This window comes from Acinetobacter sp. 'aerobic (ED)', assembly GCF_904886855.1.
Lineage (GTDB): Bacteria > Pseudomonadota > Gammaproteobacteria > Pseudomonadales > Moraxellaceae > Acinetobacter > Acinetobacter courvalinii.
In genome coordinates, this window is sequence record NZ_CAJHGI010000005.1 from 43,078 (window position 1) to 64,934 (window position 21,857).

The window sequence follows — 21,857 nt, forward strand, 5'->3', positions numbered from 1 at the left end:
TAGGCGCAAATCTTGATGCATTTACCTGACATTAGTCTTCTGGGCAAGGCGGAACATCTAATCCACGACGTGCATAAAAGTCCTGAACGTATTCATCAAATGTGCCGTTATCCAGCGCATCACGCATACCTTGGGTCAGGCGTTGGTAGTAACGCAAGTTATGGATGGTGCCGAGCATTGAAGCCAACATCTCACCGCACTTCTCTAAATGATATAAATAGGCACGGGTAAAGTTTTTACAAGTGTAGCAATCGCAATGTGGGTCTAATGGCCCTTTGTCATGACGATATTTGCTGTTACGGATTCTGACCAGACCATCGGTCACAAAATAATGACCATTACGGGCATTACGGGTTGGCATCACGCAGTCAAACATATCGACGCCACGGCGTACCGCTTCCACGATATCTTCCGGTTTACCCACACCCATCAGGTAACGTGGTTTGTCCTGTGGCATTTTATTCGGTAAATAATCAAGCACCTTGATCATTTCTTCTTTCGGTTCACCGACCGACAAGCCACCAATCGCATAACCGTCAAAACCGACTTCCAACAAGCCTTTCAGTGACTCATCACGCAGGTCTTCGTACATGCCCCCCTGAATGATGCCGAATAAAGCATTTTTATTCTTGAGTTCATCATGGTGGTGGGTTTTACAACGTTTTGCCCAGCGTAAAGAAAGCTGCAATGATTTTTGCGCTTCTTCATGCGTCGCAGGGTAAGGAGTACACTCATCAAAAATCATCACGATGTCTGAGTTGAGTACCTGTTGAATTTCCATCGAAATTTCTGGAGACAGGAACACTTTTGAACCATCGATCGGCGAACGGAAGGTGACGCCTTCTTCCTTGATCTTACGCATTGCACCCAGACTAAAGACCTGGAAACCGCCCGAATCCGTCAAAATCGGTTTATCCCATTTGATAAACTCATGTAGACCGCCGTGCTCTTTAATCACTTCCAGACCAGGACGTAAATAAAGATGGAAGGTATTCCCCAGAATAATTTGTGCCTGAATGTCTTCAATATCGCGCGGCAACATGCCTTTGACCGTGCCGTAAGTACCGACCGGCATAAATACAGGTGTTTCAACCACACCATGTTCTAAGGTGAGTCGACCACGACGGGCGCGCCCCGACTGGCCTAATTTTTCAAATTTCATACACTATCCATCAAGGCGAAAAAACAGTTCGCTGATCAAAAGCGGCTATTTTCCTTGATTATGGCGTCCAGTTCTACTACTAAATGTAGCCATAGCCAAAAAATAATAATCTCTCCTAACCCCTCTTTGAAAAGAGGGGGATAAAGGAATATTTTTTATGGGAAATTCAAATGCACTAAAAATTCGGTTTATAGTCAAAATTGTCAGTGGCCAGATTATCCTTAAACGGACGAATGCTTTTCTTGGATAAGGTCAGGGTATTGATCAGGTTATTGGGAAATACTTCGATCTGGTTATTAAACAATTCCACGTTACGGTTAAAAATTGTAATCGCAGCACCGACATTCTCGTTTTGTTCCTGAATATCATCCATCATCTTGCTATACAGCGCGTCCGCTTTCAGTTCAGGATAATTCTCGACCACAACATTCAAGCTACGGATTAGCTCTTTGCTCATTTTCTCAATCTGTTGTAACTGTGAAATATCCGTGTCATTGACATTCAGATTGAGGATCTGCTGACGCAATTCAGTGACTTTTTCCAAAGTGGATTTCTCGAACTGGGTATATTGGTCCAGCGTTGCTTCCAATGCTTCTAGTGTTTTTACTTTTTGACGTTCAAAATTGGCCACTTCTGACCATGCCCGTTTGGTGGCATTAAAATAGCGTACGATGTTGTTGCGGATCGACACGCCCCAGACAATCAGCACCACAAAAATCCCCAAGAAAATGAGTAAACCTGTCATCGCTTGCCCCTTATTGTTATTGCGAGATGATTAGCTAATTAAATTCAGCATGAGTTGTTGAAACTTCTGATACTGCGGCATGGTCATGGTGCGCAAGTGTCCGCGTAATGCCGGAATATCATGTATTTCACTGCGTTTACTGGCGGTTTGGAAAAGATTTTGTTCGCCTAAATAACACAGAATTTGTTCTTGATGATGATAAATTAAATCACCGTTAAAATGTTGAAAAAAATCATGTAATTTTAAAGTTAAACTCGGACTGACCTGCTTGGCCAACTGATGTTGATCCAGACCAAAAATATTCAGTTCCTGATTAATCAGGATATCGCTGCTTTGCCAAGCACTGCTATAGGGCTCAAAAAAACGGGAACGCTGATCACTGACTGCAATCCCCAAAGCAGGCATTTGAAAAATAAAGGCGCCCCATAAATCTTTATGGATCTCTTTGACGATTTTCTTATCGTTACCCTGATCTTGCAGGATTGGCATTTCATTAACGTAGTGATATTGAAAAAGCAATACCTGATGCGTGTTTGTGCCATCGTTCCATGTCGTGGATGCGTATTGGGTGATTTCGTTGGATTCACTGCCACGATTAAATAAGGGGAAATGTTGTTTTAACTTACTCATCACCAGTAGTGGTTGCGCCTGAATCGGTAAATAAGCAGGCAATTGCTGAAACTGCAGGCCATAACGTAATACCGTGATGCGTTGTTCAAGATAATTGATTACACGGTTGAGAGGTTCTCGTGGTTCATACAGGAGATACGCCAGAAAACCAGTCAGAAATGCCCCGAGCAGGCTCCAGATATATTGAATATGCGGATGCAGAAAATAGCCAAACACCAGCGTGCCGATGCTGATGATGCCCAGTAAGTAGGGCAGGGCATTAAAAAAACACAGATTATGATCTTCACGCCAAGGATGCAAAGCATCTAACAAATCCTGATCGCTATGCGATTTTTGTCCAGCCTCCCACAAACGGGCGATATTACGAAATACCTGCGCATTTTTTTTACGCCGGATATGGAGGGCTTGTTGTACGGTATCGATCGGCATGGCGTTTTTATGTCATTATAATTGCTGGGTATAAAATGAATTATGCGTTAAATTTCAGAAACTAAGAAGTACCTTGCGGGTTATTTTAACCGTTATAAATGCAATTAGAGGGTCTTGAGCAGACTGTAGAAAGCATCTTGTAAACGTTGAAGTTTTGGCATTTGCAACTGTTCCAGCTTTTCAGCCAGTTCATTGATGCTCATGGCCTGAAACAAATAATTATTTTCGGCCAAAGGCGACTCATTAAATAACCAGCACATCACACTAGTGTGCGGATCGACATAAAAATCGCCATGAAAAGCCTGCATCATCTGCTCAAGTGCCAGTAAGCGTTCTGGTGTTAAGAATTTCACAAACTCAAATTCATTGACACCACTTTGCTGGTACTTGTGGTTAAAACGGATATCACTGGACTGCCATTCAATGCCAAGATGACAACGGCTTTTATGTGCGGCTGAAATACTAACGCCTTTATAGGGAAAATTCTCCATCAGCACCCCCCACAAATCACAATGAGTGGTTTCCCAAACCTCTCTTCCCTGATTATCGGTTGTTTTGGTTAAATAAGTGTAATGATATTTAATCACTGAATAATCATAGTTTTTCTGTTTAATGAGCATTTGCCCAGTAAGCAAGGTTGTCACGGTATTGTCTTTATCACCGAGTTGAAATAAGGGATGTTCCTGTAATGCATGGGGTAATGGTGTATTTTCATGATCAAACTGAACCTGATAGGTCTGTTCCAGCAGATAAAGCCTGAGTTCCTGTTTTAAGTTTTCCAGTTCAATGGTCGGAATGCGATAACGCAGCCCAAGAGCAAACAAAGCAACACAAACAATCAGGTAGTAGGCTGAGAACAAAAGGCCAGCCAATAAAAAAATCAGGCTCAGTGTGGTCAGCGCCCAGTAAAGGTAATTCTTGATATACAGGTTTTGCTCGCCTTGCCAATGTTTTAAGCGATGAATAAGCGTGTCGGGTGTGGGCTGTTCCTCAAGCAATTGGCGAATGGCCTTAATATTTTCTAAGGTCACCTGATTATGCATAAGTTGATTTTGAAAGGTTTTTTGAATTTTTTTTGATATAAATGGCATGGTTTTCTTAAATCATTATTCTGAAAAAAATAGGCTAAACCTGAATTTAGCCTATTGATTGTTTTAAGCGTCGAGTTTATCAATCAGCATCGCATCGCCATAACTAAAGAAGCGATAACGTTGTTGCACTGCATGTTTATAAGCAGCCAAAATATTGTCACGATTCGACAAGGCTGAAACCAGCATCAATAAGGTCGATTCAGGTAAATGGAAGTTAGTAATCAAACGGTCCACGATACAGAACTGATAACCCGGATAGATAAAGATCTGGGTATCACCGGTCCATGCTGCAATTTTGCCTTGGTTGGCCTGTGCTGCACTTTCCAGCGCACGGGTCGCCGTAGTGCCTACTGCAATCACCTTATTACCGCGTGCCTTGGTTGCCAGAATCAGGTCAATGGTGGCTTGTGGGACATCACACCATTCACTGTGCATGATATGGTTGGTAATGTCTGTAGTGCGTACAGGCATAAACGTTCCTGCACCGACATGTAAGGTCACAAAGGTTTTTTGTACGCCTTTAGCGGCTAATTTTTCTAACAGGTCTTGATCGAAATGCAGGCTGGCTGTGGGTGCAGCGACACTGGCAATTTTTTCAGGGTCGTGGAACACGGTCTGATAACGTTCAGTATCAATCTCTTCGGCTTCACGATTGAAATAAGGTGGAATCGGGAGCTGACCGTATTGATCCAGTACCGACAAAATCGGCTGGGAAAACTTCACCACAAACAGGTTTTCATGGCGACCTTGTACGGTGACAGGAACCGCATCTTCACCGATATACAGTTCTGCGCCTGCTTTAGGTGAGTTACTTGATTTGATATGGCAATGTGCAGTGTGGGTATCCAACATACGTTCAACCAGTACTTCGATTGCCCCACCAGTGGCACGTTTACCTTTTAAGCGTGCTTTCATGACTTTGGTGTCATTCAGTACCAGTAAATCACCGTCTTCGAGTAGATCGAGAATATCGGTAAAGGCATGGTCGTGATATTGACCTTGCGCATCGATATGCAGCAGGCGAGATGCGCTACGACTGTCTAAGGGATAGCGAGCAATAAGTTCATCGGGGAGATCAAACGAAAAGTCGGAGAGTTGCATACATCTAAAACATTGCAAAAATTGGGCGTAGTATAGTCTTTTTTGCGTTTTTTCGCTGAGTTCGCGTGTTTATTGATAGAAAAATATCTGAGTGATTTAAAAGTGAGCAATAAGCGGTAGTTAGTGTTTGACAATAAAATCAAACAGGTTATTATACGCAACACAAAGCATCGCACTCTTCCCGAGGTGGTGAAATTGGTAGACGCGGCGGACTCAAAATCCGCTGTCAGAGATGACGTGTCGGTTCGAGTCCGACCCTCGGGACCAAGATTCAAAGACCCCAAGCTGGTATTAAAGGCTTGGGGTTTTTTATTATCTTAAGTTGTATTGTTAATTATAGAATGTTAGATTTAAGCTTTAGGATATTTATAGGGTTTTGAATTTTAATAATTGTTTAAATATATGAAATGTTATTTTATTAATTATACTAAATTAAATTATTACAATAAAATTTAGATAATAAATTAAATATTTAACTTAAAGTGTTCTATGACATTAGAACACTTTAATCTTGGTTAATTATGCATTTTCTTTAATGTGTTGCCTTATTTTTAATGAAGCAAGAATATTTTTAACATTTTTTAGAGCTCGATCATATCGCGTAAAATGCAGCTTATTAGCGTCCACGAACTTATAAATTATCTGCTCTAAATTTTCACAAGCATTTTCTAAGTACTTTAGTTGCTCGTTTGTCATTGTTTTAGAAAATTTATTATAGAAGGCCTCATATCTAGAAATTGGTCGTAAAACCTCACTTTTTCTTTTATTTCCTTTTTGGATTTTTAGGATTAATTCATATGAACGTTTAAATGATTCAAAGGCTAAATCATGCTCTTGAGTTTCTAAGTTTATTGCATATTCAATGTGATATCTTGAATATTGAGTTTCAATATCATCTGTCCAGTAGCCATCAATTCTATTTGCTAATGATAGTGCAGTATCCAAATGAGATTGTGCATATTTTAAGTTGTTAGAGTCTGGGTGGCTTAGTCGAGCAATTGCATACTGTAGCCAGAAGTGGGGATTATTTCGCTCTTGTGGTATCTCTCTCAAACCTTCATAAAAATTAATTAGCGATTCACGTTTCCCTTTATTAGGCAAAATTTTCTGTGCATATCTGAAACTTGCTAAATCTTTATATATTTGCATATATAAATCATTGCTTTCAAAGGAATTTGATCTTACGTTTTTACATAATTCAATTAGGTATTTCACAATTAAATTTGAATCAGGAAAATTGTTCAAAATATATTGTGCCATGATGGATGATTTTGGAAATAAATATCCATATTCAGTTTTGTAGATTAAATGACTAAAAGCTGGGCTAGAACGAAAAATTGATGAGCTAATATTATTTTCACCACTTAGTGTGGAAATCAAATAATTTGTTGGATTTTGAATATTTGTTATGTTTAAGCATAAAATTGCTAATATATTCTTTAAAACACTTTCAGATGCTTTCATCTCATCGAATATAGTGTCAAGCTTTTTTGCAACCTGCGGTGATTCTAATATCCCTAATAAGAGACCGCTGATTTCTCTTTTGGCTTTTTCATTGATATAATTTTCCTTGCTTTTTTTACTAAGAGCATGTCGGCTTCCCCATAGTCCGTATCTATCATAATATTCTATAAATTTTGAAACATCTTGTTCAGATAATTTGTCAATCTCAACTTCATATGTTTCAGATGTATTTAATATTTTTTTATTGAATAATATATCATCAATATAACGTTCGTGCTCAATAGTTCTTGATATTAATAATAATTTTGTTGTAGATTTTCTAGCCATGTTTATGTGGTTAACGATTTCAAGGTTATTAGTATAGTTCTCAATTAGAAAGAGGCATTTGTCATATTGTTTTATTATCTTTTCAATTTCATAGAATGCAATAGCATTCGAGTGAACATCATTGAGAGTGAATACATTGTATCCATCTATTATAAGTCTGTAGCATAGAATTTTAGATAAAACTGATTTTCCATTTGCTAATTCTGAGTATAATATTAAGTTTTTGTTGTTTTTTAAATCATTTATACACTGATCTTCTTCATGTCTTTTTATTATATAATTATTTCGATTGTTACTTAGGATATCATTAGATAATAAGATTTCGTTTAGGTTCCCAAAAGACATTAAATCAGAAACATCATCATGTCTAATTGGAATGTTATCTTTATTATGAAAAGTTAACTCTTGAAAATTATTCAATGGAACTTCATCTATTTTTAATTTTATACTTTCTGTTATATTTAAATCATTCGCAAAAGATTTAATACCAATTGGTTTTACTGTTCCGAAATCTACTATATCCATGTCATCTATTTCAGTTTCGGTTAGGTCAACTTTATCAATAAAAAAGGTCTTATTCTTTACACTTTCATCCTCAAACATTATCTCTTGTATATCAATGTCATACATTGAATATCCAATAAAAAAAATTGCTTGAGCTGTTTGAATGTCATTTCTAAATACATTACACCATGCAGATTCTCTGAACTGTTGAGTCAAGTAACTAGTTGATGTTAGTTTAAATGATGTATTTAGTTTGGTCTGATCAAGGGTTTCAATATATCCGTTTATATGAATAACATTCTGCTTTGTTATCTCTCCTCTTGGACTTTTGTCTGCGTCCAGAGATTGATATCTTAAGCTGTTTTTTGCTGCCGATACTTCAAAGGCATTGTCATAATTTGTTGTATATACACGTAACCATGGAATACTTGCTATTGTTTCATGATCTTCACTTGTCCTATTTACTAAGAAATGATCCTTTAGAAGTTCTACTAATTCATCTGCACTTTTTTTTAATAAATATTTTTTACATGCTCTTTTTAAATCATCTGTTTTGGAGATGGATGCTTTATCACATAGAATATTAGCCAAACCTGATGCAGTGGGTAAGGTGTTTCCTACAATGGATTTCAACCCAAACGAAAACCCAGACCCTAAAAAAAGAATTGCTTTTCCATTTTTTGCACAACTTAATGCTTGTTCGTAGTTCATGGTTACTCTTTATTAATTTTAACTATATTGTCGTCTATCCTGATCTTTAATTTTATCTTTTTATTTTTATTTTTCAATGCTATTTTTAATATGATTTTATAGTTATTAGTTAGGATAATATTAGATATAAATATTTAATTATTTTACTAAAGATTTAAGTTTTTTGAGGCAATCGGAATTCTAAGTTGTTTTTCTAAAACTTTATAAGTTAATTGAAAATTTATAAAAATGAAAGAGCTTAATTTTTTATTTAACTCCTATAAGAGACTGTAATAAGATCTTATTTAAATGCTGTTTCCTTGTTTAATTTTAATGAAATTTCACGTTTTGTTGCGAATTGATTAAATCAACAATTGCCTTTTCTGTTAAAGTTTGTTAATACTAAGTGATAGTTTTCACATTTTTTCTATAAAACGTAAAGAACCGTATAACGAAAATATTCGAGAGGCGGGAATGGCGATTCAATTATTAGAACTACAGCAAGCCGAGAAGCTAAGCGCTTGTAAAATCTCTCTTTCTTTGGGGCTAAACTCAGAGCAGAACCTGCTTGAGCAATTTTTACAGTTCAATCGAAAACTCATGCAAGCCAGTACGGCATTACTCGCTTTTCATCAGGAACCTTACCTTTGGCATCGTTGCCCTGAAAAGTTACAAGCAATAGATACCTCCAAAATTAGCAAAAGCCTAAATACACTTTTCGTCAATGGCGATCTGGTCGACTGTGATCATCCACAATATCAGACCCTATTGGCATTTTTACATCCGATTAAAAAGAAAGTCCAGTCAGCAATTGCCTTACATCTCAGGCATCCGGACCAAACCTCACTGGGTTATATCATTCTGTTTGATGAAGCAGCACAAGGCTTTAGTGAGTTACAAAAACAATTGCTACAAGAGCATTGCATCAACTTCATGCAACAGCTGGAACTGAAATTTAATCACGATGAACTCAAAGAATTATACGAACAAGAAGCCGCACTGAATTTTAGTAAAACCAAATTCTTTTCCATTATTTCCCATGACCTGCGTGCACCATTTCATGGTTTGCTCGGTTTTGCGGAAATATTGGCCAAAGAACGTGACACCCTAGATGAGTCGAGCATCCAGAATATTGCCGATTATCTTTATGATACTTCGCAGTCGACCTATAACCTGTTGGAAAGCTTACTGAATTGGGCGATGGCAGAGGGTGGGCGCTTTGTCTATCATCCGATTAACTTCAAGTTGCGCCAGATTACCAATATTGTGACCGATATCCTGAAAACACTGGCCATCAAGAAGAATATTGAACTGATTAATGAGGTCGATGAAAATCTGAAAGTCTATGCCGATATGAACATGATCACCTCGGTGATTCAGAATCTGGTGTCCAATGCCCTGAAGTTTACCGATGTAGACGGCTCAGGCAAAGTCTATATCCAAGCACAACATAAAGGCACCTATGTTGAGGTTTATGTCAAGGATACGGGGCTGGGCATGACCCCGGAACAAATCAAGAATTTATTCCAGCCGCGTATTACCATGAGTTATAAAGGCACTGCAGGAGAAAAAGGTGCCGGGCTGGGTTTAAGCCTGTGCAAACGCTTTGTGGAAATGAATCTGGGGGAAATCAATGTGACTTCCAATGAAGGGGAAGGCACGGTGTTTACGGTACTGCTTCCGATAGAGCGTGAGCAGGTTGATTTGTGTACAACTCAAGCGAAAACCAAAGCAAAATTAGTCTAAAGTGATTTTAAAGATAAGCTTGTAACTGATATAACTAACCAAGATGAGATGACATCAGTCGAGCCTTTTGATATGAATGCGCAACAACTACAAAAAACCTTGGTCGCAAGCCAATATGCTGAACAAGTTTTAAATTTATACCAAGCAGAATTAGAACAAGATTATCACCAAGATCAATTCCTTGAGTCATTATCGACTGAAACCATCTATCAAAAAGTTCAACAGGCTGTGGCTGAGATCAGCAATGAACAAGCCTGGATGAAAGCCTTGCGTGTGCTGCGTGCCAAGTTGATGTTCCGCTGGATCTGGCAGGATGCCAATCAATTGACCAATGTGATCACGCTAACCCGTGAACTGTCTGATTTTGCCGATGCCAGTATCTGTGCTGCCAAAGCTTTTGCCTTACCGCCTTTATTGGCCAAACATGGTGAACCGATCGGTTATTCAGGTCAGTTGCAGGATTTGATTGTCATCGGAATGGGCAAGCTGGGTGCGCAAGAGCTGAATCTGTCCAGTGATATTGACCTGATCTTTGCCTTTGATGAACAGGGCGAAAGCAATGGGCGTAAATGTATTGATGTGCAGCAGTTCTGTATTTTGTGGGGACAGAAACTGATTTACCTGCTGGATCACATTACTGCTGACGGTTTTGTATTTCGTGTCGATATGCGCTTGCGTCCGTGGGGCGATGGTTCGGCTCTGGCGATCAGTCATAGCGGGCTGGAAAAATATCTAAGCCAGCATGGACGTGAATGGGAACGCTATGCCTGGATTAAGGCACGCGTTATTACGGGCGGCAAAGCAGGTTCAGAGTTATTGGACATGTCGCGTCCGTTCGTATTCCGCCGTTATGTCGATTATTCCGCTTTCGCAGCCATGCGTGAAATGAAGGCGATGATTGAGCGTGAAGTCATGCGCCGTAATATTGAAGAAGATATTAAGCTCGGCGCAGGCGGAATTCGTGAAATTGAATTTATTGTGCAGGTGTTCCAGCTCATCTACGGGGGATCGAAGCGTGAACTGCAAGATCGTCAATGTCTGGTCAATTTACATCATTTAGGTGAAGCGGAGTTGCTGGATCAGCAAGCGGTGATTGATCTGGAAGATGCCTATCTGTTTTTAAGACGGGTGGAACATGCGATTCAGGCCTTGAATGATCAGCAGACTCAATCCTTGCCTACCGAACCCGAACTGAGACAGCGGATGCTGGATACCTTGGGCTTTAGCGATTGGGCAGCATTTCTTGAAGTGTTAAACCAGAAGCGTGACAAGGTCAAAGTCCAGTTTAAGCAATTAATTCAGGAAAAAGAGTTTGCTGAGCCGGTGGATGATTTTGTCCAGCTAGAACAAAAACTCAATGCGGTACTGGATGACAATGCCAGAAACCTGATCCAGAACTTCTGGCATGGGCAAGCTTTACGTAAAATTCCTGCCAGTGCTTTGGAGCGGTTAAAGAAATTCTGGCCGCATTTGATAGAGGCCATTTTACAGTCGGATCAGCCGCAAGTGGCTTTGTTGCGCTTGATGCCATTGGTCGAGTCGGTACTGCGTCGTACCGTGTACCTGGTGATGTTGATGGAAAGTCGCGGTGCCTTGCAGCGACTGGTAAAAATGTCGACCGTCAGCCCATGGATTTGTGAAGAACTGGCGCAGTATCCCGTGCTGCTGGATGAGTTCCTGTCAATGGATTTTGGTCTGCCACAACGCAAAGACCTCGAAGACTCTTTACGTCAGCAATTGCTGCGCATCGAGATTGACCAGGTTGAAGACCAGATGCGGGTATTACGCTTATTTAAAAAGAGCAATGTCCTGACCGTCGCTGCCAGTGATGTATTGGCAGAAAGTCCGTTGATGAAAGTATCGGATGCACTGACCGATATTGCTGAAGTGAGTGTACAGGCAACCTTGCGTTTAGCCTATGAAGCTGTCGCAGCACGGCATGGTTATCCTTTGGGGAATGATGGGCAACGTTGTAGTCTGGATCGTAAAGGCTTTGCTGTGATCGCGTATGGAAAATTAGGCGGCATCGAGCTGGGTTATGGCTCAGATCTGGATCTGGTGTTTATTCATGCGCTTGAAGAGCAGGGTGAAACCGATGGTCGTAAGGGCATTAGTGGGGCCGAGTTTGCGATTCGGGTGGCACAGAAGTTTATGTCGCTGATGACCACGCAAACCCTGGATGGACGTGTTTATGAAATTGATACGCGCCTTCGACCATCGGGTGAAGCCGGCATGTTGGTGACCAGTTTAAAAGCCTATGAACAGTATCAGCAGAAAAATGCCTGGTTATGGGAACATCAGGCTTTAGTCCGTGCCCGCTCGATTGCAGGTGATCAAAGTTTATGCCAGCAATTTGAGCAGATCCGCTGCCAAATCCTGACGCAAGTCCGTGATGAAAATGAAGTGCGTGAAGAAGTGTTAAAAATGCGTCAAAAGATGAAAGATCATTTGGGATCATCTTCTGAGCAAAAAAAACATGGTATTTTTCATTTAAAACAGGACTCAGGTGGTATCGTTGATATCGAATTTATGGCACAGTATGTTGTGCTTGCATGGAGTGGGACGAATACAGATCTCGCCCATTTTTCCGATAATGTAAGAATTCTAGAAGATGCTGCTAAAGCAGGCTGCTTATCCAGTGAAGATGCCACAGCATTAATACACGCTTATCTCCGTGAACGAACTGAGAGCCACCGTCTAGCGCTTGCAAATCAATCTATGCAAGTCAATGCTGCGGATTGGCGCGATACCCGGGAGATCGTTTGCAAGTTATGGCAAAGATTAATTGATCCAACTGCGCAAGCATTGGAAAGTGAATAATTGTGTAAAAAAGAAAATGGAGTATGTGCGATGAGTTTGGCTGATCGTGATGGTTTTATTTGGCAAGATGGAAAATTGGTTGATTGGCGTGATGCAAAAATTCACGTCCTGACTCATACACTACACTACAGCATGGGTGTCTTCGAAGGCGTCAGAGCTTATGAAACACCGAATGGTACCGCAATCTTCCGTTTGCAAGATCACACTAAGCGCTTATTAAATTCAGCAAAAATTTATCAAATGAATGTTCCATTTGATCAAGCGACATTAGAACAGGCACAAATCGATGTTGTGCGTGAAAATAAACTGGCGTCTTGCTACTTGCGTCCATTGATCTGGATTGGTTCTGAAAAGCTTGGTATTGCAGCGACAGAAAATACCATTCATGCCGCAGTCGCAGCATGGGGCTGGGGTGCATACCTCGGTGAAGAAGCAATGGCACGTGGTATTCGTGTAAAAACCTCTTCATTCACGCACCATCACCCGAACGTGACCATGTGTAAGGCAAAAGCATGTGGTAACTATACGGTATCGATTCTGGCGCATCAGGAAGTGGCACGCTCGGGTTATGACGAAGCCATGTTGCTTGACCCGCAAGGCTTTGTTTGCCAAGGTGCAGGCGAGAACGTGTTCCTGATCAAGGATGGTGTGTTACATACCCCTGACCTGGCGGGTGGTGCACTGGAAGGGATTACCCGTCAAACCGTGATTACCATTGCTAAAGATCTGGGCTATGAAGTGGTTGAGCGCCGTATCACCCGTGATGAATTCTACATTGCAGATGAAGCATTCTTTACCGGTACTGCGGCAGAAGTGACGCCAATCCGTGAGTATGATGACCGTGAAATCGGTTGTGGTTCACGTGGACCGATCACCACTGAAATCCAGAAGACGTTCTTTGATGTGGTTCAAGGCCGTAATGACAAATATGCCCACTGGTTAACTTATATCAAATAAGTTCAAAGCAGTGCAAAGGCGGAGCTTCGGCTTCGCTTTTTTATTGACGAATTAATAGTAAAAAAATGCCTGGGCTGTATGCTAAGATGGCACTATATTCAGTGCATATGTCTGAACGTTTTTAAGTTTTATCATAAAGCGGGACCGCATATCTCAAGCAATTAAGGTTATCAGATGGTAGATATTCAACAAGATTCGGCAACTCCTGAAGACAATGTCATTTTGTGTATGAAATGGGGAACCAAATATGGTGCCGAGTACGTTAACCGTCTCTATAACATGGTCAAACGTCATCTGACGTTGCCATTTAAAATGGTCTGTCTGACGGACCGTACCGAAGGCATTGACCCTGCTATTCAATGTTTCCCGATTCCATCGCTGGATCTGCCGGCAGGCAGCCCTGAACGCGGCTGGAACAAGCTTTCGACCTTTGAACCTGATTTGTATGGTTTAAAAGGCAATGCGTTGTTTATCGATCTGGACGTGGTCATTGTCGATAATATTGATTGCTTCTTTCAAGCCGAAGGTGAGTTTCTGGTGATTCATGACTGGAAACGTCCGTGGCGGATTACCGGCAACAGCTCGGTTTATCGTTTTAAACTGGGTGCTTTCCCTGACGTTCTGCCATATTTCCGCGAGCACTTTGATGAAATCCGCGAGAAGTTCCGTAACGAGCAGGAATATCTGTCTTGGTTTATGCACAAAGAAGGCAAGCTCAGCTATTGGGATAAAGACTGGTGCAAGAGTTATAAATACCATTGCTTAAGAAAAGTTCCTTTTGCTTACTTCCAGCCACCGGTTAAGCCGAAAGGCGCAAAAATTATTATTTTCCATGGTGAGATCAACCCACCTGACGCGATCAGCGGTGGTGGCGGTAAATGGTATCGCTATGTGTTGCCATCCGACTGGATCAAAGAGTCTTGGCAGTAAGTCTAATACGGGTCATTTCTAAAGCAGGGATGACAAGCATAAAAAAATCAGGCGATTTGCCTGATTTTTTTGTATTTAGGGATTTAGATATTGTGATACTGGCGATACCAGTCCACAAAGTTTTTCACCCCATCCACAACCGAAGTTGCTGGCTTGTAGTTAACATAGTTTTCCAGTGCCGAACTATCTGCAAAGGTATCTGGTACATCACCAGGCTGTAGCGGAAGCAGCTCTAAAATCGCTTCTTTACCCGCAGCTTGTTCAATGGCCTGAATATATTCAATCAGCTTCACGGTACGATTGTTGCCAATATTAAAGATTCTAAACGGGGCATTGCTGGTCGCAGGATTCGGATGATTGCTGTCCCAGTTTTCATCAGGTGTCGCGATCTTGTCACTGGTCCGGATAATACCTTCTACAATATCATCGATATAGGTGAAATCACGGGTATGGTTGCCATGATTAAACACTGGAATCGGTTTGCCTTCAAAAATATGCTTGGTGAACTTGAACAAGGCCATATCCGGGCGTGTCCACGGTCCATAGACGGTAAAGAAACGTAGGCCTGTGGTCGGGAGTTTAAATAAATGGCTATAGCTATGCGCCATCAACTCATTGGCACGCTTGGTTGCTGCATAGAATTGTAACGGATGGTCAACGCCATGCTGTTCGCTAAAGGGCATGGTGGTATTGGCGCCATAGACACTGCTGGTACTGGCATAGGTTAGGTGAGGCGTTGCTGCGTAACGGCATGCCTCAAGGATATTGGTAAAGGCAATCAGGTTGCTTTCCACATAGCTATGCGGATTTTCCAGCGAATAACGAACACCGGCCTGTGCCGCCAAATGAATCACACGGTCAAAAGCATGTTCTTTAAAACATTGATCCACCGCTGCTTTATTGGCAAGGTTTTCCCTGATCAGGGTAAAACTGCCTGTATCGTTGCGTTCAGCCAGTAACTGTAATTGCTGGGCACGTGCCTCTTTCAGGGATGGATCATAATAATTATTAAAATTATCAAAACCGACCACATCATCACCGCGTTCAAGCAGTTTTTGTGCAACACTAAAGCCGATGAATCCAGCAGCACCTGTGACTAGAACTTTCATTCATCGCCTCCAAAAATATCTCGGGTATAAACTTTATCTTGTACATCTAGTAAGTCATTCGACAGGCGATTGGCAATAATCACATCACATGATTGCTTGAATTCATTTAGATCCTGGGTAACTTTCGATTTAAAGAAGCTATCTTCATGAAAGGTCGGTTCATAAATGATGATTTCAATGCCTTTGGCTTTCAGGCGTTTCATCACCCCTTGAATCGCCGAGGCACGGTAATTGTCCGAACCGCTTTTCATCACCAGACGATAAATACCGACTGTACTCGGGTTTCTGGCGATAATCGAATCGGCAATAAAATCTTTACGGGTACGGTTGGCATCAACAATCGCCTTGATCAGGTTGCTTGGCACATTGTTATAGTTGGCCAATAACTGTTTGGTGTCCTTTGGCAGGCAATAGCCGCCGTAGCCAAACGAGGGATTGTTATAATGACTGCCAATACGCGGATCAAGACAGACGCCTTCAATCACTTGCTTACTGTCCAGTCCGAAGCTTTGTGCATAAGTGTCCAGTTCATTGAAGAAGGCCACCCGCATCGCCAGATAGGTATTGGCAAACAGCTTAATCGCTTCAGCTTCAGTTGAATGGGTCAGCAATACCGGAATATCCTGCTTGAGTGCACCTTCTACCAGTAAATCTGCAAATTGCTGGGCACGTTCAGACTGCTCTCCCACAATGATGCGGGATGGGTAAAGGTTATCGTGCAAGGCTTTGCCTTCACGTAAAAATTCAGGCGAGAAAATAATGTTTTCGGTCTGGTATTTCTGTTTGACTTGCTCGGTGAAACCCACAGGAACCGTTGACTTGACGATCATGGTCGCGTTTGGGTTAATGGCTAGTACATCCTGAATTACACTCTCAACACTTTGGGTATTAAAGTAATTGGTCTGTGGGTCGTAATCGGTGGGCGTGGCAATAATAATAAAATCAGCATTTTGAAAAGCCTGCTGCTGATCTGTGGTCGCTGTAAAATTAAGTTGTTTTTCTTTTAAGAACAGGGAAATATCATGATCTTGAATCGGTGATACCTTGTTGTTCAGTAAATCTACTTTACTTTGTAGGATATCAAGGGCAACAGTTTCATGGTGTTGTGCAAATAGCATTGCATTTGACAACCCAACATACCCAGTTCCAGCAATCGCTATTTTCATAAGTACCTAACAGATTCGACATACATGATGGACGGTTAATAGGATAACCACAGTGAACCGAGTTTTAAATCCCATTCTACCGGTGTAATGACCATTCGTCCTGCATTTGGGGTGAGCGTAATTTCACTGAAGTAAACGTGATCCTGAGATAATAAGAAATCTACTCGACTATAACCATACGCAAAACAGAGTTTTTCTGACAATTCAATAATTTTTTCCAATTGTTGAGGTTTGGCTAAAGCATCGGGTGAGTTATCTTTCAGATCAACACGAAAGGGCTGTAAGTTCCATTCAGTATCATACATGTTTGAATAGTCATTACCTCGGGTATCTTGTACATCAATTTCCAGATATTCTGGACGGCCTTCAAAGCAGTGAACACGACAGGTGGTAATAACTGACTGGGTGGCCGGATCGACATATAAATCAACATATTGTTCAATCAGAATTTTGGGGCAAATATCTTTGTAGTGCCACTCACGTTTTCTGAAATACATGTTCTTTTTCATGTGATCTTTGATTTTAGCCTTGGCCGTGGTGACATCAAGTTTGCTTTTATCACGGCAAATCTTGGCACTGCCACTGTCATGCGTACATTTCAACACAAACTGATTCGGTAGTTGCTCAAAATCGATTTCATCAGCACAGGCATAGACGCCAAGCAGAGGAACCAAATAGTCATTGCCTACTTTTGCTGAAATTAAATCTCTGACGGCACATTTATCTGCCAGCTTGGTCAGTAACGGACTTCTTTCATAGATCATGCGCGCCGTGACTTTTTCATTAAAGCTTTTGGGTGCGCCAAAGTCAGGCGCATAGCCCAACTTACACATAAAACGTTTAGTGAGATACTTTTTATCTGAAACAAATTTAGTTCTAATTACTTTGGCTTGATATTCAAAATAGTCATAGTTAATCATTTTAAAAAAAGGTGTAATCCCGAAAAAGTAATCGATAATTATAGTAAATATGCTTAAATTCGTCTAATAAAAATATAAAGATTTTCTTTACTATCTTATTCCAAAAGGTTTGATTTTGTTAAGGATTGTTGGGTTTTAGCTTGCTTGCCCATACGGTAAAAATGTGATGATAGAAGCATTAAAGATCATGAGGGAAAACAATAAAATACTCAATAAATATAATATATTGATTTATATGAAATGATTGATCTTTTAACGTCGAACGCTCTTACGAAAAGAGGCTGACGGTAAACAGATCAGTGGTGTTATCATAGGAGATGAGATTAAACATCTTTAGCCGTATTTTCGTGCTTTCTAATTGTTTCAGAGTGAATTGATGAGTGAAATGATGCAACCGGTTGATGTGGTGATTGCCTGGGTAGATGGTAATGATCCAAAGTTAAAGCAAAAACGCCTACAGTATCAGGGCAAAACACAGGCCTCTGATGCGGTAAGTGATACCCGCTTTGCCAGTAACCATGAAATTTACTATAACGTTGCATCTATTTTAAAGTACGTTCCATTTTGCCGTCATATTTACATTGTGACCGATGCGCAGCAACCGCAATGGATTGATGATTTTGTCACGGATGGCATTTGTGAAGCCGGCAAGATCCGGATTGTGGATCACCGTGAAATTTTTGCCGGTTATGAACAATATTTACCCACCTTTAATACCCGTTCGATTGAAACCATGCTGTGGAATATCCAAGGTTTATCAGATTACTTTTTCTATTTGAATGACGATTTTTTCTTTAATGCGCCAGCGCAGTTAGAGGATATTATTGTCGACCAGAAAATGGTGATTTATGGTCATTGGCAAAGTAGTTTTGCGCTCAAGGCCAAACTCTGGTACCGCCAATTGTTAAATCAGTATTTTGCCAAGCCGATTCAACCCAAACATATGATTGCGCAAATGTTGGGGGCAGATATGCTTGGATTTAAAAAGTTTTTTGAAATTCACCATTATCCGCATGCTGTGGACCGTAACATCCTGCAAGACTATTTGCTTGCGCATCCGGAGTTTCTGGAAAAACAGATTCAGTATAAATTTCGCAGTGTCGAGCAAATTAACCCGATTTCATTGATGAATCATTTAAAGATTAAGCAGAATGAAGCGATGTTAAAACCTGATCTTGAGATTGCTTATTTAAAGAATGAAAGTAGTTTAAATAGCTTCTTGCATAGCCTGAACAATGTGCAGATTAAATATGGCTGTATGCAAAGTCTGGATCAGTTGAGCGATGTTGCAGCACAGCAGATTTATACGGCTTTAAATCAGAAATTAGCAGGCTACTTACCCCACGTTTTATTGGCGCAAACAGCCGAAGGATAAAGAATGAAAGTTGTAACTTATCTGATTAACCTGGATGGTAGTGATCAACGTCTGGCAAGTGCGACCGCACAGTTGCAGCAACAAGATTGGCCGTTTATTCGTTTTTCTGCCTATGATGGCCGTGGCAAAGCGCTGTCCGAGTTTAAACAATATGATGATGCCGAGGCGCAGCGGATTTTAGGACGTAGCCTGATCAACTCCGAGCTTGGGTGTTATCTGAGCCATTATGGTTGTGTGGAAAAATTTCTCCAAACAGATGCCGATTATCTGGTGGTGTTGGAAGATGATATTCAGGTGCTACCGAACTTTAAAAATAATCTGCAATCACTGCTGAACTATCTGGATCAACATAAAGAGTTAGACTGGTATGTGGTGAATCTGGCGGCGAAAAAGAAGAAGCTTGCCAAAGATATTGTGCAGATAGAGCAATATAACTTATGGCATGCCTACTATTTCCCGATCCGTGGTGTGGGGCTGGTCTGGTCGAGAAAAGGCGCTGAGGAGTTTGTCAAACTCGGTAAAGAGATTCATGTGCCTGTCGATATCTTCTTCCAGGGCTGGCTCAGTAAAAATGGCAAAGGCTTAGGAGTTTGGCAGCCGTTTGTGAAACCTGCGGGTTTGGATAGTGATATTCTGGGCACGGTTGCAACACAGGGCATTCAGCGTAAGGATCTGGAAAAGCGTGATGCCTCGCATGGCTTAAAAAAACAGAAACGTATGTGGCGTGATCGCTTTTACGCATTCAAGCATCTTTATTTTTAATTAATATTGTCCGGTCAAATCACCTGAGTAAAAAGCTGAGGTGATTTGAAGATACGGCTGAGTAACCTGTATGAAAATATTTAAAAAAATATTCTATCTCTTGAAGTTCTATACGATGTATTCGAACCAGAAGAGAGGGGTGAATCCAGCCATCGACAATGAAGCAGATTTGATCGTGATTAATCCGACCACCCCTGATGCGGGTATTCCCAAGAAAATCTGGATGTATTGGGAAGGCCCACTGGCTGGATTTGTAGAAAAATGTGTGGAACAGGTCAAAAAGACCAATCCGGATTATGAAGTCCATTTTCTTACGCCAGATACCGTCAAAAACTTCTGTGATATTGATTTTGGTCGCTTCCCTAAGGCAACACCGCAACAAAAGGCCGATCTGCTCCGTTTTGAACTGATTTATCAATATGGCGGAATCTGGTTAGATGCCAGTACAATTGTCTATGAAAGTCTGGACTGGATTCAGGCATTGGTCAAAAAGACTCAGACCCATAGCTTTGCTTATTATCGGGCCAAGAATACCACGATCAAAACCTTTCCTGTTTTAGAAAACTGGTTATTGGCAAGTGCAGCAAAAAATCCATTTTTCAAGTACTGGTTTGATGAGCTGGTTATAGCGATTGAATTAAGCCCGAAAGCTTATCTGCAAAAATTGAAAGAAACAGAACCTAATTATCAGGACTTGTTTCAGCATATTGGTCGTCTGGAGTACCTGGTAGCGTATGTGGCTTGTCAGAAGGTGATGCGTCAGCATTTGCCTAGTATGTGCCTCATTAACTGCGATAAAAATGCACTGTATTTTCAGGTGAAACACCAATGGGTCAAAGAGAAAGTACTGATTGATATGGCAATTCATCACCCGCCTGCTGAAATGCCAAAGCTGATTAAGCTCGCAGGCAAGGAGAGAAAAACCCTGAGTCATTATTATGAAAAAGGGATGTATCTGGAAGATTCATTACTCGATATCTAAATCAGAGGCGGTTAAGGGCTAAAGCAATGTTTTCGGATCAATCTTCTCAAAGGCTTGAACTGCACTACCTTGAGATAGATTAAACACATGAATTCCTTTTTGATGAAACAGTGCTGCAGCGACATCAAAGGCTTGGAATACTTCATTGACATGACGATTTAAAGTCGTCGGTTGTTGATGCTCATGTTTTTCATAGAAACGGGGTTGTGTGAAATTGTTCATATCCAGACCCGCAATATAAATTTCTTTATAACTTAGGGTGTAGATCACCTGAAGAGCTACATATGCGACCGTAAAGTAGTCGAAAGTTCCCTTGAAGATATCTTGTGAAAAGCCAAAGCCTTTCTGGATAAAAAAGTCCTGTTCATTTTGATCATAGTGCTTGGCATGATCTAAAAAAAATTCAATGACATTATCTGTAATGGTTTCAATGATCTTGATCTGACAGCGGATCTCTTCTATCCGAACTTGTCTGAGAATCATATCTAGACAACGGGGTGTGGTGAAAAAGGTGCAGTCTGTATTCAGGACTTTCAGAACCAAATCAAAGCGACAGTCAACAAAGTTATGGTCAATAATGATGTAGCTGGAAAATGTGATTGACTCAAATGCGATTGCACCGTTGACCCCAATATAGTCTATGTCTGGGCGATGCAGAATTTCGGGATCGAGTTGCTGAATAGAAGGACCTGCTGCCACCAGCATACATTTCTTGTGGTTTATCTGTTGTGGGGCAAGATTATTAGAAACCAGTTGTTTTTTATAATAAATCCGTTCAATGCGATAGTGCTGGTCTCTTGTTACAGTATAAAGCGGCCAGTAACGACGGTTATGTTTTGCTGCTTTAGGAAAGAAAATTTTATAAATTAATTTATAAAGGCTTCTGGAAATTGAACCTGAGAAGAAGTGAACCATTTAAACGGACCATTTATAAAATATCGTTAAGA

At 40.8% G+C, this 21,857-nt stretch carries 17 protein-coding genes and 1 tRNA gene; 8 read left to right on the plus strand and 10 right to left on the minus strand.

Annotated features, from left to right (window positions below; genetic code table 11):
* Positions 1-31: 31 nt before the first annotated feature.
* The 5 genes from tgt to queA form a co-directional block, all read right to left on the minus strand.
* Complete coding sequence (tgt, locus tag JO943_RS11515; protein WP_005289237.1) at positions 32-1,162, minus strand: tRNA guanosine(34) transglycosylase Tgt; 1,131 nt, start codon at positions 1,160-1,162, stop codon at positions 32-34.
* Between the two features lie 175 nt (positions 1,163-1,337).
* Positions 1,338-1,907, minus strand: coding sequence for a LemA family protein (locus JO943_RS11520; RefSeq protein ID WP_032870134.1), 570 nt, complete (start codon positions 1,905-1,907; stop codon positions 1,338-1,340).
* Positions 1,908-1,937: 30 nt separating this feature from the next.
* The gene (locus JO943_RS11525; RefSeq protein WP_202740838.1) at positions 1,938-2,966 is read right to left on the minus strand and encodes a hypothetical protein; all 1,029 of its coding nucleotides are present in this window, start codon (positions 2,964-2,966) and stop codon (positions 1,938-1,940) included.
* Positions 2,967-3,070: 104 nt separating this feature from the next.
* On the minus strand, positions 3,071-4,057 hold the full coding sequence (locus JO943_RS11530) for a hypothetical protein (RefSeq protein ID WP_202740839.1): 987 nt from the start codon (positions 4,055-4,057) through the stop codon (positions 3,071-3,073).
* A 63-nt stretch (positions 4,058-4,120) separates the two neighbouring features.
* Positions 4,121-5,158 (minus strand): tRNA preQ1(34) S-adenosylmethionine ribosyltransferase-isomerase QueA, encoded by a 1,038-nt coding sequence (queA, locus tag JO943_RS11535; protein WP_202740840.1) that lies wholly within the window; start codon positions 5,156-5,158, stop codon positions 4,121-4,123.
* Positions 5,159-5,338: 180 nt separating this feature from the next.
* Here queA and JO943_RS11540 point away from each other — a divergent pair.
* Positions 5,339-5,425: transfer RNA gene (locus JO943_RS11540), tRNA-Leu, on the plus strand.
* 252 nt (positions 5,426-5,677) lie between these two features.
* On the opposite strand, the gene JO943_RS11545 is transcribed toward JO943_RS11540, so the two are convergent.
* Complete coding sequence (locus JO943_RS11545) at positions 5,678-8,164, minus strand: SIR2 family protein (RefSeq protein ID WP_202740841.1); 2,487 nt, start codon at positions 8,162-8,164, stop codon at positions 5,678-5,680.
* 453 nt (positions 8,165-8,617) lie between these two features.
* On the opposite strand from JO943_RS11545, the gene JO943_RS11550 reads away from it, so the two are divergent.
* The 4 genes from JO943_RS11550 (at position 8,618) to JO943_RS11565 (ending at position 14,596) form a co-directional block, all read left to right on the plus strand.
* Positions 8,618-9,889, plus strand: a complete 1,272-nt coding sequence (locus JO943_RS11550; RefSeq protein ID WP_005226836.1) for a sensor histidine kinase — start codon at positions 8,618-8,620, stop codon at positions 9,887-9,889.
* A gap of 48 nt (positions 9,890-9,937) precedes the next feature.
* Positions 9,938-12,709, plus strand: coding sequence for a bifunctional [glutamate--ammonia ligase]-adenylyl-L-tyrosine phosphorylase/[glutamate--ammonia-ligase] adenylyltransferase (glnE, locus tag JO943_RS11555; RefSeq protein WP_202740842.1), 2,772 nt, complete (start codon positions 9,938-9,940; stop codon positions 12,707-12,709).
* 30 nt (positions 12,710-12,739) lie between these two features.
* Positions 12,740-13,666 carry a branched-chain amino acid transaminase gene (locus JO943_RS11560; RefSeq protein ID WP_202740843.1) on the plus strand — a complete coding sequence of 309 codons (927 nt, stop codon included), beginning with the start codon at positions 12,740-12,742 and terminating at the stop codon, positions 13,664-13,666.
* Positions 13,667-13,840: 174 nt separating this feature from the next.
* The gene (locus JO943_RS11565) at positions 13,841-14,596 is read left to right on the plus strand and encodes a hypothetical protein (protein ID WP_005226841.1); all 756 of its coding nucleotides are present in this window, start codon (positions 13,841-13,843) and stop codon (positions 14,594-14,596) included.
* Between the two features lie 83 nt (positions 14,597-14,679).
* On the opposite strand, the gene JO943_RS11570 is transcribed toward JO943_RS11565, so the two are convergent.
* Genes JO943_RS11570 through JO943_RS11580 form a run of 3 tightly spaced genes read right to left on the minus strand, consistent with a single transcriptional unit; the run spans position 14,680 to position 17,791 of the window.
* The gene (locus JO943_RS11570; protein WP_202740844.1) at positions 14,680-15,705 is read right to left on the minus strand and encodes an NAD-dependent epimerase; all 1,026 of its coding nucleotides are present in this window, start codon (positions 15,703-15,705) and stop codon (positions 14,680-14,682) included.
* On the minus strand, positions 15,702-16,871 hold the full coding sequence (locus JO943_RS11575) for a nucleotide sugar dehydrogenase (protein ID WP_202740845.1): 1,170 nt from the start codon (positions 16,869-16,871) through the stop codon (positions 15,702-15,704). Before JO943_RS11575 ends, JO943_RS11570 begins: the two co-directional genes overlap by 4 nt.
* A gap of 35 nt (positions 16,872-16,906) precedes the next feature.
* The gene (locus JO943_RS11580) at positions 16,907-17,791 is read right to left on the minus strand and encodes an ATP-grasp fold amidoligase family protein (RefSeq protein ID WP_202740846.1); all 885 of its coding nucleotides are present in this window, start codon (positions 17,789-17,791) and stop codon (positions 16,907-16,909) included.
* A gap of 376 nt (positions 17,792-18,167) precedes the next feature.
* Between JO943_RS11580 and JO943_RS11585 the strand changes: the two genes are divergently transcribed.
* From JO943_RS11585 to JO943_RS11595, 3 genes are all read left to right on the plus strand, one after another.
* Positions 18,168-19,166 carry a Stealth CR1 domain-containing protein gene (locus JO943_RS11585; RefSeq protein WP_202740847.1) on the plus strand — a complete coding sequence of 333 codons (999 nt, stop codon included), beginning with the start codon at positions 18,168-18,170 and terminating at the stop codon, positions 19,164-19,166.
* Between the two features lie 3 nt (positions 19,167-19,169).
* Positions 19,170-19,928: a glycosyltransferase family 25 protein gene (locus JO943_RS11590; protein ID WP_005289053.1), complete on the plus strand. Its 759-nt coding sequence runs from the start codon at positions 19,170-19,172 to the stop codon at positions 19,926-19,928.
* Between the two features lie 70 nt (positions 19,929-19,998).
* Positions 19,999-20,910, plus strand: coding sequence for a glycosyltransferase family 32 protein (locus tag JO943_RS11595; protein ID WP_202740848.1), 912 nt, complete (start codon positions 19,999-20,001; stop codon positions 20,908-20,910).
* Positions 20,911-20,928: 18 nt separating this feature from the next.
* Here JO943_RS11595 and JO943_RS11600 read toward each other — a convergent pair whose 3' ends face one another.
* Complete coding sequence (locus JO943_RS11600) at positions 20,929-21,825, minus strand: lipopolysaccharide biosynthesis protein (RefSeq protein ID WP_202740849.1); 897 nt, start codon at positions 21,823-21,825, stop codon at positions 20,929-20,931.
* Positions 21,826-21,857: the final 32 nt, after the last annotated feature.